Source organism: Micromonospora sp. NBRC 110037, assembly GCF_001652995.1.
Lineage (GTDB): Bacteria > Actinomycetota > Actinomycetes > Mycobacteriales > Micromonosporaceae > Micromonospora > Micromonospora chalcea.
In genome coordinates, this window is sequence record NZ_BBVA01000002.1 from 2,307,875 (window position 1) to 2,323,185 (window position 15,311).

Below are 15,311 nucleotides of genomic sequence, written 5' to 3' on the forward strand. Positions count from 1 at the left end.
GACGGTCAGTTGCCCGAGCGGGTGCGCACGAGGGCGCGACGGACGCCGTCACCGACGTAGGTGAAGGCGAGGACGGCGAGGAAGATCATCACGCCGGGCGGCCACACGAGGTACGGCGCGAGGCGCATGTTCGACGAGGCCGTCGAGAGCATCGAGCCCCAGCTGGCCGCGGGGGCCTGGACGCCCAGCCCGAGGAAGCTCAGGCTCGCCTCGGCCGCCACGGCGGTACCAAGCGACACCGAGATGACGAGGATGATCGGCGGCAGCACGTTGGGCAGCACGTGCCGCACCGCGATCCGCAGGGTGCTGCAGCCCAGGGCGATCGAGGCCTCGATGTAGGTCTCGTGCCGCACGTCCATCGTGCCGGCGCGGGCCACCCGGAAGAAGCGCGGGGCCATGACCAGGCCGATGGCGAGCATCGCGTTGGTGATGCCGGCGCCGAGGACCGCGACGATGGTGATGGCCAGCACGAGCGACGGGGCGCTCATCAGCGCGTCCATGATGCGGGTCAGGATCGCGTCGACCCAGCCGCCGCGGTAGCCCGCGATCATGCCGAGCGGCAGACCGAGGACGAGCGCGACGGCCGCGGCCTGCAGCGCCGCCCACAGCGAGACCCGCGCGCCGAAGATGAGCCGGCTCAGCACGTCCCGGCCGTAGTCGTCGGTCCCCAGCCAGTGCTCGGCGTTCGGCGGCCGGAGCCGCAGCAACAGGTTCTGCACGTCGGGGTCGTACGGTGCCAGGGCCGGGGCGAAGATCGCGATGAAGGTCAGCACGAGCAGGAAGACGCCGGCCGCGATCGTCGCGGGGCGGCGCACGATGCTCTTGAGGATGCCGGGGGCGGCGACCGGCTCCGGTTCGCCCGTGCCGATGGCCGCCGCCGGCACCTCGGCGAGGCCCGAGTCGTTCCCCGGCGCCGGAGCCGAGGGGGTCTGGTTGGCGCTCATGACCGCACCTTCGGGTTGAAGTAGCCGTAGGAGATGTCGACGATGAGGTTGACGAGCACGACGACAGTCGTGCTGAACAGGACGAAGCCGAGCAGCACCGGGATGTCACGGCCCTGCACCGCCTCGATCGCGGTACGACCGAGGCCCGGCATGTTGTAGATCATCTCGATGGTCACCGACCCGGCGAGGACCTCCGCGACGCGGAAGCCGAGGACGGTGACGACGGGGATGCATGCGTTCTTCAGGGAGTGCTTGAACACCACGCTGGATCGCGACAGTCCCTTGGCCTCGGCGTTGAGGACGTAGTCGGACTTCATGACCTGCCCGAGCGCCGAGCGGAGTTGCAGGGTCACCTCGGCCGCGGGTAGCAGGCCGAGGGCGATGCCCGGCAGGACGAGGTGCGACAGCCACGGCCAGAAGCCGTCGGCCAGCGGTTGATAGCCGAACGCCGGAAACATCTGCAGGCCCACCGCGAAGACCGAGGCGAGCACGAGGCCGAACCAGAAGCCCGGGATGGCGATCGCGATCGAGGCGAGCCCGTTGACGAACCGGTCGACGATGCCACCGGAGCGCAGCGTGGCCACGAGGGCGAGGGTGGCCCCGAGCACGACGGCGAAGATCATCGCGACGAGCACCAGCGACATCGTCGTGGCCATTCGCCGCGTCAGCAGCTCGATGACTGTCTGATCGGACAGGAAGGACGTGCCGAGGTCGCCGCGCAGGACGTCGCCGACCCACATGGCGTAGCGCACCAGGACCGGAGCGTTGAGGTTGAGTTCCTCGCGGATCGCCTCGACACGTTCCGGGGTCGGCTCGTCGCCGGCCAGGACGACGGCCGGGTCGCCCGGAGCGAGTTCGATCAGGGCGAAGACGAGCAGCGGGACGACGAACAGCAGGGGTATTGCCGCGAGCAAGCGCCTGCTGGCGTAGCGGATCATGTCCTACCTCGACTCTGAGCGTGTGCCTGGGACTGCGCCTCGCACGGCCTGGTGCCGGCAAGGCCGGTGGTGTCGCCGCCGGCCCCCGCCGCAGCGGGTGGTCCGGCGGCGACGCCACCGGTGGTCAGGAGCGACCGGTTACTTCTTGACGGCGATGTGGCGCAGGTCCCAGATGCCGATGTTCGACATCGGGATGTTGTCGGTGCCGACGATGTTCGCCTTCGAGACGTTCGCGTTGGTCTGGTTGCACAGCGGCACGAACCAGGCCTGCTCGAGCGTCGTCTTCCAGATGTCCTGGTACAGCGGGGCCCGCTTGTCCATCGGCAGCGTGGGGTTGGCGGCCTCGGCCGCCTTGCCCGCGATGAGCGAGGGGTCCGCGGCGAGCTTGTACGTGTTCAGCATGTAGGTGTTCACCGTCGCCGCCGGGTCGGCCTTCGGGCTCCACGACGTGCCGACCATCAGCTCGAAGTCGCCGGCGATGAAGCGCGGCTCGTTCTCGGTGTTGGGCACGGGGTTGAGCGTCGCGTCGACGCCGGCGGCCCGCAGGGACGCCTGCACGACGTTTGCCGGCTGCTCGGCGTTCGTGCCCGCGGCGAAGGTGACCGACACCTTGGCGCCGCCGGCCTGCTGCACGAGGGCCTTGGCCTTGTCCACGCTGAACTCGTACGGGTAGGTGTAGCTCGGGATGCGGCTCGGGTCCGTCTCCGGCACGACCTGGCGGGTCGGCGTGCAGTAGCCGCTGAAGAGCGCGCTGATCGCCTCCGGGTCGACCGCGTGGGCGATCGCCTGGCGGACCTCCGGCTTGACGAGGTCGCCCTTGTTGGCGCGCAGGTAGATGCCGACGACGTTCTTGAACTTCACCTGGTGCTGCTGGAGACCGCTGCCCGGGGTGACGATCTTCTCCACCGTGGCGATCTCGCCGGCCGAGCTGAGCGGGGCCAGGTCGACCTGGCCGCTCTGCAGGCCGTTGAGGCGGGCAGCGGCGTCGGGCACCCGCTGCAGCTCGATGCCGCCGAGACGGCCGACGTTCGGGTCCCAGTAGTTGTCGGCCCGCTTGAGGACGAGCTTCTCCTGGGGGACGAGCTGGGTGGCGATGTACGGGCCGGACCCGGCGGTGCCGGGATTGTTCTTGATGTCGGCGCCGTCCTTGATCGCCTTCGGGCTGACCATCATGCCGGCCGTGCCGGTGAAGGACGCGGGCAGCTGGACGCCCTTGCCCTTGACCAGCTTGAGGCGCGCGGTCGTCGCGTCGACGACCTCGACCGACTCGATGTCGGCGAGGTCGCTCTTGAGGGTCGAGCCCTCGAGCGTCTTGCCGCGCTCGATGTTGACCTTGACGGCCTCGGCGTCGAACGGCGTGCCGTCGTGGAACTTCACGTCGTCCCGGAGCTTGAGTTCCAGGACGCTGCCGTCCTCGACGAAGTTCCACTCCTTGGCCAGGCCCGGGACGATCTTGTCGTCCTTGTCCAGCATGGTCAGCCGGTCCCAGACGAGGAACAGGTAGCCCCACGCGCCGTAGCTCGTCTGCAGGGCCGGGTCGAGGTCGCGCAACGGACCCGCCGACGCGAACTTGAGCACTGCCGACGTGTCGATCTCGCCCTGCGCGGCGCTGCTGCCGCTGCCGGAGTTGTCCGGCGAGCTGCAGCCGGCCAGGGCGAGAGCCCCGATGCTGATCAACGCGACCACACGTTTGCGGGCCGTTATGGTGACGCCCATTCTCATCCTTCCTAAACACGAGCCGAGTCGTTCCGGCTGATCAGAGGTGGTGTTGTCCCTTCCGGCCGCTGCCGGGCGGGATCCGTGGGTCGCTGACGGCCTTCGGAGCTGTGGTGGTGGCCGGCGTCTCAGCCCTCCGCGGAGAGGATCAGTGCACTGGTGGGAACGCCGACGCCCGCCGTCACCAGGACGTTGCGGACGCCGTCGGGCTGGTTGGTCGAGGTGCCCCGGACGAGGCGGACGCCCTCCGCGACACCGTTCGTGCCGTGCAGGTAGGCCTCGCCGATCTGGCCGCCGTGGGTGTTCGTCGGCAGCGAGCCGGTGACCTCCAGGTTGCCATCGGCGATGAAGTCCTTGGCCTCACCGCGACCGCAGAAGCCGTACTCCTCGAGCTGGTTGAGCACGTACGGCGTGAAGTGGTCGTAGAGGATCGCCGCGTCCATGTCGGCGGGACCGAGCCCCGACTGGGCCCACAACTGCCGGGCGCAGAGCTCGACCTCGGGGATCCGGGTCAGGTCCTCGCGGTAGTAGCTGACCATCTGGTACTGGTCCGGTCCCAGGCCCTGGGCCGCGCCCCGGATGTAGACCGGGGTGACGGGCAGGTCCTTGGCGCGTTCGGCGCTGACGACGACCATCGCCTGACCGCCGTCGGTCTCCTGGCAGCAGTCGAACAGGTGCAGCGGCTCGGCGATCCAGCGCGAGGCCTGGTGCTCCTCGAGCGTGAGCGGCTTGCCGTAGAACCACGCCCTGGGGTTGTTCGCGGCGTGCTTGCGGGCGAGCACCGCCACCCGGCCGTAGTCCTCGCTGGTCGCGCCGTACGTGTGCATGTAGCGGCGGGCGAACATCGCGGTGTGCTGGGCCGGGGTGAGCAGGCCGTACGGGTTGACCCAGGAGCGGTACTCGTTGTCCGAGGTGGCCTGGGTCTTCGCCGGCGGAGGTCCCTGCCCGAAGCGGACGCCGGAGCGCTCGTTGAAGGCGCGGTACGCCACGACGACGTCGGCGAGCCCGCTCGCGACGGCCATGGCGGCCTGCTGAATGGGTGCGCAGGCGCCGCCGCCGCCGTAGGGGATCCGGGAGAAGAACTTCAGCTCCGGGATGCCCAGGCTGCGGGCGACCATGTTCTCCGGGTTGGTCTCCATGGTGAAGGTCGTCATGCCGTCGACGTCGGCTGGGCTCAGGCCCGCGTCGGCCAGGGCGGCCGAGACGGCCTCGACGGCCAGCTGCAGCTCGCTGCGGCCGGAGTTCTTCGAGAACTCCGTCGCGCCGATGCCGACGACAGCGGTGCGACCCGACAGGAAGGTGGACGTCACGTCACTGCTCCGATCCGCGGGGCAGGCGCACTGTCACCTCGGAGACGACGTGCCCGCCCTTGCTGTTCATGCCACGCACCGCGACGCGCACGGTGTCCTCCTCGACGCCGACGACCTCACCGGTCAGCCGCATCACGTCACCCGGGAAGTTCGGCACCCCGAGGCGGGTGCTCAGGCGCACCATGCGCGCGGCGGGGCCGGCCCAGTCGGTGACGTAGCGGCCGACGAGCCCGTTGGTATGGTTGATGCTCATGTACGTGTCGGGGGTGCCGCGACGCTGGGCCTGGGCCGGGTCGTGGTGCACGTCCTCGTAGTCGCGGGTCGCGAGCGCGCCGGCGACGATGACGGTCCGGGTCAGCGGGATCTCCAGCTCCGGCAGCGTGTCGCCGGGGCTCACCTGCTCGATGGTGATCTGCGTGCTCACAGCTGCTCCCCCTCGCCCACGAGGTCCGCGAGCTGCTGCAGGTGCCAGGCTCCGGAGCCGGCGGTGTTGGCAAGCTGCGTGGTCCAGAGCATGTAACGGTGGATCGGATAGGTGACGTCGGCACCCATGCCGCCGTGCACGTGCTGCACGGTGCGCGCGACGCGGTCGCCCGCCTCGGCGGCCCAGTACTTCGCGACGTGCACCGCCGCCCGGGACGGCCGCCCGGTCGTCTCGCGCCAGAGCGCGTTGAGGTAGGTGACCTCCATCGCCTCGGTGTCGATGTGGCAGTCGGCGAGCTGGTGGGCGACGGCCTGGAAGGTCGCGATCGGCACACCGAACTGCTCACGGCCCGAGGTGTAGTCGGCGGCCTGGCGTACGGCGGCCTGGCTGATGCCGCTCTGCAGAGCCGCCACGGCGGTCCAGACCTGGCGCAGCAGCCAGTCGAGCCGGTCCTCCTCGGGGCCCTCGGCGAGCAGCGCCGCGGCGGCGCCGTCGAAGTGCACGTCGGAGGCGAGTCCGCGGTCGGTGCGCTCGAAGGTGTCCCGGCGTACCCCGGGTCCGGCGGTCGGCACGAGGTACAGCCCGACCGCGCCCGCCTCGTCGGTGGCCGGGACGACGATCGCGTCGGCGAGGTGCGCCGAGCGGACGCCGACGGCGGTGCCGCTCAGGGTGACCCCGTCACCGCCGGGCTCGGCGCCGGACCGCGCGCGGACGCGGGCGCCGTACGGCCGGGCGTCGGTCAGGTCGTCGACGGCCACGGTGAGGACCGCGTCCCCGGCGGCCACGCGGGGCAGCCACTCGGCCTGCTGCTTGGCGTTGCCGTAGCGCAGCAGCGGCAGGACGCCGCCGACGAGGGTCTCCCACAGCGGGACGGTGCCGAGCGTGCGGCCCTGTTCGACGAAGACCCCGGCGACCTCCCACAGGCCCAGCCCGGCGCCGCCGTGCTCCTCGGGCACGGGCAGCCCGAGGATGCCGGACTCGGCCAGGTCGCGGTACAGGACGCGGTCGAAGCGGTCCGGCCCGGCCTCGATGTCGAAGAGCCGCTGCGGGTCGCCGTTGCGCGAGAACACGTCGCGCGCCAGGTCGTTGACCGTGACCTGCTCCTCGGCGAGCTGGAAGTCCATCAGTTCCCTTCCTCTTCTGTGGGCTCCGATGCGGAGGTCGCGGCCCGGAAACGCGGCAGCGTGAGGTTCTCGTCGTAGTCGAGCCAGTCGACCTGCACGGGCATGCCGATCTCGACCTCGCCGGCGTCCCCGACGAAGTCGGCGACCAGACGGGTGCCCTCTTCGAGGTCGACGAGCACGACGGTGAGCGGGTAGTCGTACCCGGGCGCCTTCGGGTGGTGGCTGACGACGTAGCTGTGCACGGTGCCCCGGCCGCTCGCCTCCACCTCGTGCCACGCGTACGAGTGGCAGGACGGGCAGATCGGGCCGGGCGGGTGGCGCAGCGTGCCGCAGTCGGTGCAGGCCTGGATGACGAGGCGACGCTGCGCGGCGGCGGCGAACCAGAACGCGTTGTCGCGCAGGATGAACGGCTTGTGCCGCAGCGCCGGGTCGGCGGCGGCCGGCGCCGCGGGCTTGGCGCCGGACGGGTCGAAGCGCAGGATGCGGAAGCGCTGGCGGGCCACGACCTCGTCGTTCTGGTCGGTGTAGGTGCGCAGCGTCGTGATGAAGTGGCCGGTGCCCAGCCCGGTGGTCTTGCGCGGGGAGACGTCCTCGATGACAGTGGTCATCTTGATCTCGTCGCCCAGGCGCAGCTCGCGCACGTACTCGTGCTCGTCGTTCGTCGCGACGACCCCGACGAAGCCGGCGTCGGCGAGCAGCGCGAGCAGCCGGGCCATCGGGGTGTCCGGCGCGGCGCCCGCGGCCGCGGCCGTGTGGGCCTTGTAGCCGACCATGAGCCAGGTGGACAGCATCGGCGGCGGGGCGACGACGCCCTCGCGGCCGGTGTCCCGGGCGGCCCGGTCGTCGACGTAGACGGGGTTCTCGTCGCCCATCGCCTCGACGAAGTGCCGGATCATCGCCTGGTTGACGGTGTCCTGGGCGTAACGGGTGGGCGTGGCCTCGAGGCCGACGAACTCGCGCAGACGGGCGAGGAAGGCGTCCTGGTCGGTGGCGTCGGAGGCGGGGGCCTGCGTCGTGGTGCTCATGCGGAACGCCCCTTCCTCGGCATGCCGAGACCGGCGACCGCGATCATGTCGCGCAGCACCTCGTTGGTGCCGCCGCCGAAGGTGTTGATGTAGGAGCCGCGGGTGTACGCCTCAAGCTGCCCGCCGAGGACGGCGTCCGGCGCGCCGGATCGCCGGGTCGCGCGGGGCCCGACGACGGAGACGAGGTTGCGGCAGACCCGGTCGTGGGTCTCCGTGCCGTAGACCTTGGCGACCGACGCGGCGGCGGGCGCCGGGTTCTGACCCTCCCCCACGACGGCGATCTTCCAGTTGAGCAGGCGCATCGCGGTCAGCTCGGCGTAGTCGCGGGCCAGTTCCGTGCGCACCCACGGCTTGTCCAGGACGCGGTTGCCGTCGGTGTCGGGCTCGGCGGCCCACGCGGCGACGTCGGTCCACAGCTGCTCGGTGCGCCCGCCCATCGCGGCCAGGCCCACCCGCTCGTGACCGAGCTGGCCGGTGATGAGGCGCCAGCCGCCGTTGACCTCGCCGACGAGGGCCTCGGGGCCGACGCGTACGTCCTCGTAGTAGGAGGCGTTGGTGTGGGTGATGCCGCTGGTGGCGATCGGCGTGCAGCTGAAGCCCGGGTCCGACGTCGGCACGATGAGGATGGTGATGCCCTTGTGCTTCGGGGCGGCGGGGTCGGTGCGCACGGCCATCCAGACGAAGTCGGCCTGGCTGACACCGCTGGTGAACACCTTCTGGCCGTTGATGACCCAGCCACCGTCGGGCGTCGCCTCGGCCCGGGCGCTCAGCGAGGCGAGGTCGGTGCCGGAGCCCGGCTCGCTGTAGCCGATGGCGAAGATGACGTCGCCGGTCAGCATGCCCGGCAGGTAGGCGCGCTTCTGCTCCTCGGTGCCGTAGCGCATCAGCATCGGGCCGATGTTGTTGATGGTGACGAAGGGGAACGGTGCCTGGGCGCGGTTGATCTCGTCGAAGAGGATGTACTGGTCGATCGCCGGGCGGCCCTGGCCGCCGTACTCCGTGGGCCAGCCGAGTCCGAGCAGGCCGTCCTTGCCGATCTGACGGATGATCTCGCGGTAGGCCGGGCGGTCCTCGTTGGTGCCGCCGAGCGCCTCGCGGACCTCGGGCGTGAGCAGGCGCGCGAAGTAGGCTCGCAGCTCCCTGCTCAGCTCTCGCTGCTCGGGCGTGTACTCCAGGTACATGGATGTTCCTCATTCTCGGGGCGTGGGCGCCAGTCGGTGTGCCGGGCGGGCCGGCAGGTCAGGGGGCCGGCAGGAGCGCGGCACGTCCGTTGTCGGCGAACTGCTTCTCGAGGTCCCGGACGTCCGCCTCGGTCAGCGGGCGGTACGCGGTGGACGCGCCGTCGCGGACCCAGACGGGGTCGGTCGTGACCCAGGCGGTACGGCGCAGGATCTGCTTGGCGACCTTGCCGTTGCCGGTGCTGGGGATCTGGTCGACGATCCGCACGAAGCGGGGCCGCCACTTGGTGCCGAGGTCGGCCTGCTCGTCGAGGAAGGCGGTGAACGCCTCGGGGTCGAAGGTGGCGCCGCTGCGCAGCTGGATCACGCACATGACCTGGTCGCCGGTACGCGGGTCGGGCACGGCGAAGACGGGGGCGACCGCCACCCGGTCCCAGCGCTCGATGATCCGCTCGGCGGGGCCGGCCGCGAAGTTCTCGCTGTCGACGCGGATCCAGTCCGAGGAGCGGCCGGCGAAGTAGAAGTAGCCGTCGGTGTCGCGGTAGGCCAGGTCCCCGGACCAGAAGTCCTCGCCGCGGACCCGCTCGGCGGCGGCCTCGGGGTTCTTGTAGTAGCCCTCGAACTTCGCCGCCATGCCGACGCCGACGAGCTGGCCGATGGCCTCGTCGGCGTTGAGCAGCCGCCCGGTCCCGTCGAGCCGGGCCGGCGGGCACTCCAGCCCGGTCTCCTCGTTCATGACCTTGATCTCGGCGCCGGCGACGGCCACACCGAGCGCCTCGGCGGGCGTCTCGGGGGTGCGGTTGATCCGCATGACGCCCTCGCTGGAGCCGTAGCCCTCGGAGATGACGACGCCGAAGCGCTCGGCGAAGCGGGTGATGTCGGCGGCCGAGGCCTCGGTTCCGACGGCGCGCCGCAGCGTGCTCGTCGCGTCGCGGGGGTCGACCGGCCGGGCCAGGATGTAGGCCAGTGCCCGGCCGACGTAGTTGAAGTAGGTGACGCCGTGCTCGTGCACGTCGCGTACGAAGCCGGACGCGGAGAACCTGCGGACCATGCAGATCGTCGCGCCGCAGACCATGGCGGGGCCGAGGTTGAGCATGACGGCGTTGCCGTGGAACAGCGGCATCGCCAGGTAGCTGACCGAGTCGCGGGTCAGCTCGGTGCGGGCCAGCAGCGCCTCGGAGACCGCGGCGAGGCGCCCGTGGGAGCAGATGACCGCCTTGGGGGCGCCGGTCGAGCCGGAGGAGAACATGAGCAGCAGGTTGGCGCGCGGGTCGACCTCGTCGGTGGGTACCGGCGCGCCGGCGTGCCGGGCCAGCCAGGCGGCGTACTCCGGGGAGTCGATGTTGCGCACCTGCCCGGCGGGGATGCCCAGGTCGAGCCCGTCGACGAGGCCGGCGAGGCGGTCCTCGGTGAGGAGCAGGTCGGTGTCGGTGTGCCGCACGTCGTGGGCCAGCTCGGCGCCACGCCGGGTCGGGTTGATCCCGACCACTGTGGCGCCGGCCAGCGCGGCGGCACAGATCCAGTACACGTAGTCGGGGGTGTTCTCCAGGAGCAGCCCGATGTGCAGTGGCCTGCCGTCGGGCCGGGGCACGTCGTCCAGTGCCGCGGCCCGGTCGGCGGCCTCCTGCACGATCCGGCCCCAGGTGATGGTGCGGCCTTCGAAGAGCAGGCCGGGGTGGTCGTCGCCCGTGCGTGCCCGCACGATGTCGGCGAAGACGGCGGGTCCCGAGTTTCGGGCCACCGGGGCCTGAGTCGTCATTGACGTTTGCTCCGTCTCGTCCGTCGTCAAATGCGAATCACCAAACAAGCAAGCGCTTGGTCGAAGCGTAGAGTGAGGCTTGCCGCAGGTCAAGGCCTTGACAACGCTTCCCATGGGCTGCTCGCGGCGAGCGCCGAGCGCACCCGGTCGGTGTCCTCACCACGCCGGCGCGGGGCCCGTGGGACCCCCGCGGGTGTACGCGAGAAACGGGGCGTCGGGGCCGGCTGGGCGACCCCCTCGACCTCGACGACGGCGCCCCGGGCCCGCATCTGCGGGTGCTCGGCCGACTCGGCGATGTCCAGCACCGGATGCACGCACGCGTCGACGCCCTCGAAGACGCCGGTCCACTCCCGCCGGGTGCGGCCGGCGAAGACCGACGCGATCCGCTCGGCCCAGCCGGCCCACCCCGACTCGTCGAACTGCGCCGGCCCGTCCTCCGGATCGAGGCCGAGGGTACGCAGGAACGTGCGGTAGAACTTCGCCTCGATGGCCGCCACGGACATGAACCTGTCGTCGGCGGTGCGGTACACCCGGTAGAAGTGCGCCCCGCCGTCGAGGTAGTTCGTGCCACGGGTGAGGTTCCAGGCGCCCCGCGCGAGCATCGAGTGGATGACGACGGTGAGCAGCGCGCTGCCCTCGAGCATCGAGGCGTCCACGACCTGCCCACGCCCGGAGGAGACACGCTCCTGCAGTGCGGCCAGCACGCCGAAGGCCAGCATCATGCCGCCGCCGGCGAAGTCGGCCAGATACATCGGCGGCACGACGGGGCCGGTGTCGGGCAGGCCGATCGTGTCGAGCACCCCGGAGACGGCGATGTAGTTGAGGTCGTGCCCGGCGGCCGCGGCGAGAGGGCCGTCCTGGCCCCAGCCGGTCATCCGCGCCACGACCAGGCGCGGGTACCGCTCGGTGAGTTCGGCCGGGGCCAGGCCGAGACGTTCGAGCACCCCGGGCCGGAACGGGTCGAGCAGCACGTCCGCGTCGGCGAGCAGCCGGTGCACGAGCGCCCGGTCGGCCTCGGACTTCAGGTCGAGCGTGACTGTCGTACGGCCCCTGTCGATCGCGTTGACCTGCGCGCGCTCCCGCCGGTCGGGCTCGCCGGGCGGGTCCACCCGGACCACCTGGGCACCCATGTCGGCGAGCATCATCGTCGCGAACGGCACCGGCCCCTGCCCACCGAGTTCGAGGAGCCGCAGGCCGGCCAGCGGCCCTTCGAACCGCTGGCCGGGGACGCTGTTCACGCCTGCTCCTGGGCGCCGGCCGGGACCGGGAGGCCGGTCACGGCACGGGGGTCGGTGCTCCACGTCCGCGCGGTCACGCCCTCCTCGCGCAGGACGCGCTTGAGGACCCGCCCGACGGCGTTCTTGGGCAGTTCGGTGCGGACCTCGATGTGGGAGGGCACGGCGTACCGCGGGATGCGCGGGTGCAGCCACTCGAAGAGCTCCGCGGGGTCGATCTGGGCGCCGGGCGCGGGCACGACAGTCACCTTGAGGTCGTCCTCGGCCAGCGGGGAGGGGACGGCGTGGACGGCGACCTCCCCGACGGCCGGGTGGGTCGCGACGACGCCCTCGATCTCGAAGCTGGAGATGTTCTCGCCGCCGCGGCGCAGGTAGTCCTTGCCCCGGTCGACGAAGTAGAGGTAGCCGTCCTCGTCGAGACGACCGTAGTCACCGCAGTGGAACCACAGGCCCCGGAAGACCTCCAGCGTCTTCTCCGGCTCACGCCAGTAGCCGTTGAACATGATCGCCGGACGGTTGGGACGGGCGACGATCTCGCCGACCTCGCCGACGGGCAGCGGGTTGTCGTGCTCGTCGACGATGCGTACCTCGAAGGAGTCGTTGATCTTGCCGGCGCTCCCGGCCCGGTAGCCCCCGGGTGGGGTGAGGGTGATCAGGCAGGCCTCGGTCAGGCCGTAGGCGCCCGAGCCGACCCGTTCGACGCCGAAGCGCTCCGTCCAGCGAGCGGCGAGCTCGGCGGTGACCGGCGAGCCGGACACGACGCGCAGCCGGCCGAAGGCCTCGCGGGTGGCCTCGGAGTCGGGGGCGCCGGCGATCATCGGCAGCATCGAGCCCATGAGCGCGGCCATCGTCGCGCGGCTGCGCAGGATCTCGTTCCAGAAGCCCCGGACCGAGAAGCGCGACGCGAGGTCGATGGCCGAGCCGAGCTGGAGCGAACCCATCACGTGCCCGACGGCGGCCATGTGGAACAGCGGCATCGCCGTCCAGAGGACGTCGTCGGCGCGGCGTTCGAGGTTCTCGTGCATCTGGCGGGCCATGTTCGCCACGTAGCCGTGGCTGACCATGCACGCCTTGGACGGCCCGGTCGTGCCGGCCGTGTAGATGAGGTGGCTGGTGGCGTACGCGTCGAGGTCCGGGGTGGTCGTCACCGCCGAGCCCTCAGCGACGGCGGCGTCGAAGTCCACGACCTCGGTGGCCCAGGCGGGCGCCGGGCCCGAGGCGGGCCGGATGGGGGCGCCGACGAGGACCGGCACCCGTAGCTCCGTGCCGATGAGGGCGTCGTCCAGGACGGGCACGAACTCGTCCTCGACGATCATCGCGACCGGGTCGGCGTCGAGCACCTGGTGGGCCAGTACGGCGCCGCGGTTGCTCGTGTTGAGCGGGACGACGAAACCGCCGCGAAGCGTCGTCGCCCACCAGGAGAGCAGGGCCAGGCGGCCGTTGCGGGCGAGGACGACGACCCGGTCGCCGGGCGCGACGCGGTCGGCGAGGAACCCGGCGAGGCGACGCGACGCGGCGTCGAGCTCGGCCACTGTGAACGGGGCGCCGGCGAGGGTGAGGGTCAGGTCCGGCTGCTCGTCGAGCAGGCGGGACAGGGCGGGCAGGAGCGGGGTGGCTGCGGTGGGACGGTTCACTGGCTCTGGCTACCTTTCTTCGGGTCGGCCGCGCGCGGTGGCGGACGGCGGGGACCTGACGCTCAGCCCTTCGTCATCGCGACGGTCCGCAGGTCGAACAGGCCGAGGTTGGTCCACGGCAGCTGCTCGGCCCCGACGACCTTCGGGGAGGCGATGGTGGCGCTGGTGAGGTTGCAGATCGGGATGAACCACGCCTCGCTGAACAGCCGCTCCCACAGCTGGTGGTACTGCTTGGCGCGCTCCTCGACGCTGGAGCGGGGGTCGGCGGCCTTGGCCGCGATCGGGCCGATGACCTCCGGGTCGGTGGCGAGCTTGTAGTTGCCGAGGAGGTAGTTGTCCACAGTGCCCGCCGGGTCGAGACGCGGGTTGAACGTGTTGGACACCTCGAGCTCGAAGTCGCCGGCGATGAAGCGGGCCTCGGTCTCGGAGTTCGGCGTCGGGTTGAGCTTCGCGTCGATGCCGGCCTGGGACATGGCGGCCTGGATGGCGGTGGCGGGCTGCTCGGTGTTGGTGCCGGCGGAGAAGCTGATCGACACCTTCGCCCCGCCGACCTCGGAGATCAGCGCCTTGGCCTTGGCCAGGTCGAACTCGTACGGGTAGGTCGCCGCCGGGTCCTCCCACGGGCTGTTCGGGTAGATGCTGCGGGTGGGCGTGCAGGTGTCGGCGAAGAGCGCGCGGATGGCGGCCGGGTCGACCGAGCGCGCGATTGCCTCACGGACCCGCTTGTCCTTGAGGTCGCCCATGTTGGCGCGCAGCAGGATGCCGAGGACGTTGCGGAACGGGCGGGTGGTCACCTTGAGCTGGCCGTCCTCGCCGAGCTGGCGGGCCTGGGTGATCTCGTTGGCCGAGGAGACGAAGCTGAGGTCGGTCTGACCGCTGATGACGCCGTTGAGCCGGGTGGCGCCCTCGGGGACCCGGGTGATCTCCATGCCGGCGAGGCGCCCGGCGTTGGGGTCCCAGTAGGTGCCCTCGGCGCGCTTGACGACGTACTTCTCGTTCGGGATGAACTCGGTGACGACGTACGGGCCCGAGCCGGCCTTGCCGGGGGCGCGCTTGAGGTCGACGCCGTCGGCGATCGCCTTGGGCGAGACCATCATCCCGGCGGCGGTGGCCAGGGCCGAGGGGAGCACGGCGCCGGTGCCCGGCTTGAGGTTGAGGCGCACGGTGTGCGCGTCGACGACCGTGACGCCGGTGATGCTGGCGAGGTCCTGCTTGATGGTGCTCGTGGGCAGCGTCTGGCCGCGCTCGATGTTGACCTTGACGGCGTTGGCGTCGAACGGCGTCCCGTCGTGGAACTTGACGTCGTCGCGCAGGGCGAGTTCGAGGTGGGAGCCGTCCTGGGCGTAGGTCCACTTCTTGGCCAGGCCGGGGACGACCTGGTCGGTGGAGTCGACCATGGTGAGCCGGTCGTAGATCAGCGTGAGGTAGGGGTAGCCGCCGGGGGCCGGCTGCGCCGGGTCGAGGTTCTGGAACGGCGACGAGGCGCTCACCCGCAGGACGGCGTCGGGGTCGATCTCACCCGTGGTGGCACCGGGGTCGCCGGTTCCGGTGGCGGAGCAGGCTCCGACGACGAGGGTGGCGGCGAGCAGGCTCGCGGCGACGGCGAGGCGTCGGCGGCGCGGGAGGCGAGACACAATGGTCCTTTCCTGACCTTCGGCCCGAGAGCGGGAGCGGCTCCGCGAGTCACCCGGCGGGTTCCCGGGGGCGGCCGGGCCGTTCGGCGGCGGCCGTGCGGGCGCGATGGTCATGGAGGTGATGGATGGCGGCGCTGGTGTGGAGCGCCTGTCCGGAACTGATCGGCATCCGCGCCCGAGACTGGCGGTGTTGCGGCCGTTCGCGATCCAAACAAGCGCTCGATTGGGAACCGTAGGTGGCAGCGTGCGGGCACGTCAATAGGCGATCGGCAGCATGATCGACAAGGGGGCGGCGCGTAGCGGGCAACCGTTGCCAGCGCGCGATCAGGTCGCTAAGGTGCGCATCAAGCAAGCGCTTGGTTGCTTGATGTCCGGCCGGCCAAAGGAGTC

At 71.3% G+C, this 15,311-nt stretch carries 12 protein-coding genes; all 12 read right to left on the reverse strand.

Annotation, left to right across the window (positions count from 1 at the left end):
* Window positions 1–5 precede the first annotated feature (5 nt).
* Entirely contained in the window at window positions 6–944 is a 939-nt protein-coding gene (locus A4R25_RS09450) for an ABC transporter permease (protein WP_043324834.1), read from the reverse strand.
* Entirely contained in the window at window positions 941–1,882 is a 942-nt protein-coding gene (locus A4R25_RS09455; protein WP_043324835.1) for an ABC transporter permease, read from the reverse strand. The genes A4R25_RS09450 and A4R25_RS09455 overlap by 4 nt, the downstream gene beginning before the upstream one ends.
* Window positions 1,883–2,020: 138 nt before the next feature.
* On the reverse strand, window positions 2,021–3,598 hold the full coding sequence (locus A4R25_RS09460; protein WP_064446348.1) for an ABC transporter substrate-binding protein: 1,578 nt from the start codon (window positions 3,596–3,598) through the stop codon (window positions 2,021–2,023).
* Between the two features lie 128 nt (window positions 3,599–3,726).
* Window positions 3,727–4,908 carry a lipid-transfer protein gene (locus A4R25_RS09465; RefSeq protein WP_064446349.1) on the reverse strand — a complete coding sequence of 394 codons (1,182 nt, stop codon included), beginning with the start codon at window positions 4,906–4,908 and terminating at the stop codon, window positions 3,727–3,729.
* Between the two features lies 1 nt (window position 4,909).
* Window positions 4,910–5,332 (reverse strand): MaoC/PaaZ C-terminal domain-containing protein, encoded by a 423-nt coding sequence (locus A4R25_RS09470; RefSeq protein ID WP_223201125.1) that lies wholly within the window; start codon window positions 5,330–5,332, stop codon window positions 4,910–4,912.
* Window positions 5,329–6,456, reverse strand: a complete 1,128-nt coding sequence (locus tag A4R25_RS09475) for an acyl-CoA dehydrogenase family protein (RefSeq protein ID WP_064446350.1) — start codon at window positions 6,454–6,456, stop codon at window positions 5,329–5,331. The genes A4R25_RS09470 and A4R25_RS09475 overlap by 4 nt, the downstream gene beginning before the upstream one ends.
* The gene (locus tag A4R25_RS09480) at window positions 6,456–7,481 is read right to left on the reverse strand and encodes a bifunctional MaoC family dehydratase N-terminal/OB-fold nucleic acid binding domain-containing protein (RefSeq protein WP_064446351.1); all 1,026 of its coding nucleotides are present in this window, start codon (window positions 7,479–7,481) and stop codon (window positions 6,456–6,458) included. The genes A4R25_RS09475 and A4R25_RS09480 overlap by 1 nt, the downstream gene beginning before the upstream one ends.
* Window positions 7,478–8,662 (reverse strand): acyl-CoA dehydrogenase family protein, encoded by a 1,185-nt coding sequence (locus A4R25_RS09485; protein ID WP_064446352.1) that lies wholly within the window; start codon window positions 8,660–8,662, stop codon window positions 7,478–7,480. The genes A4R25_RS09480 and A4R25_RS09485 overlap by 4 nt, the downstream gene beginning before the upstream one ends.
* 58 nt (window positions 8,663–8,720) lie before the next feature.
* The gene (locus A4R25_RS09490) at window positions 8,721–10,418 is read right to left on the reverse strand and encodes an AMP-binding protein (RefSeq protein ID WP_064446353.1); all 1,698 of its coding nucleotides are present in this window, start codon (window positions 10,416–10,418) and stop codon (window positions 8,721–8,723) included.
* An 89-nt stretch (window positions 10,419–10,507) separates the two neighbouring features.
* Window positions 10,508–11,656, reverse strand: coding sequence for a CaiB/BaiF CoA-transferase family protein (locus A4R25_RS09495; RefSeq protein WP_064446354.1), 1,149 nt, complete (start codon window positions 11,654–11,656; stop codon window positions 10,508–10,510).
* Window positions 11,653–13,287, reverse strand: coding sequence for an AMP-binding protein (locus A4R25_RS09500; RefSeq protein ID WP_064446355.1), 1,635 nt, complete (start codon window positions 13,285–13,287; stop codon window positions 11,653–11,655). Before A4R25_RS09500 ends, A4R25_RS09495 begins: the two co-directional genes overlap by 4 nt.
* A 62-nt stretch (window positions 13,288–13,349) precedes the next feature.
* A complete protein-coding gene (locus A4R25_RS09505; RefSeq protein ID WP_064446356.1) occupies window positions 13,350–14,921 on the reverse strand; it encodes an ABC transporter substrate-binding protein in 1,572 nt (523 codons plus the stop codon).
* Window positions 14,922–15,311 lie beyond the last annotated feature (390 nt).

Coding starts and splice junctions, on each gene's coding strand:
- A4R25_RS09475 (WP_064446350.1), bottom strand. CDS start 6,456: ATGGACTTCCAGCTCGCCGAGGAGCAGGTCACGGTCAACGACCTGGCG.
- A4R25_RS09490 (WP_064446353.1), bottom strand. CDS start 10,418: ATGACGACTCAGGCCCCGGTGGCCCGAAACTCGGGACCCGCCGTCTTC.
- A4R25_RS09460 (WP_064446348.1), bottom strand. CDS start 3,598: ATGGGCGTCACCATAACGGCCCGCAAACGTGTGGTCGCGTTGATCAGC.
- A4R25_RS09480 (WP_064446351.1), bottom strand. CDS start 7,481: ATGAGCACCACGACGCAGGCCCCCGCCTCCGACGCCACCGACCAGGAC.
- A4R25_RS09455 (WP_043324835.1), bottom strand. CDS start 1,882: ATGATCCGCTACGCCAGCAGGCGCTTGCTCGCGGCAATACCCCTGCTG.
- A4R25_RS09450 (WP_043324834.1), bottom strand. CDS start 944: ATGAGCGCCAACCAGACCCCCTCGGCTCCGGCGCCGGGGAACGACTCG.
- A4R25_RS09485 (WP_064446352.1), bottom strand. CDS start 8,662: ATGTACCTGGAGTACACGCCCGAGCAGCGAGAGCTGAGCAGGGAGCTG.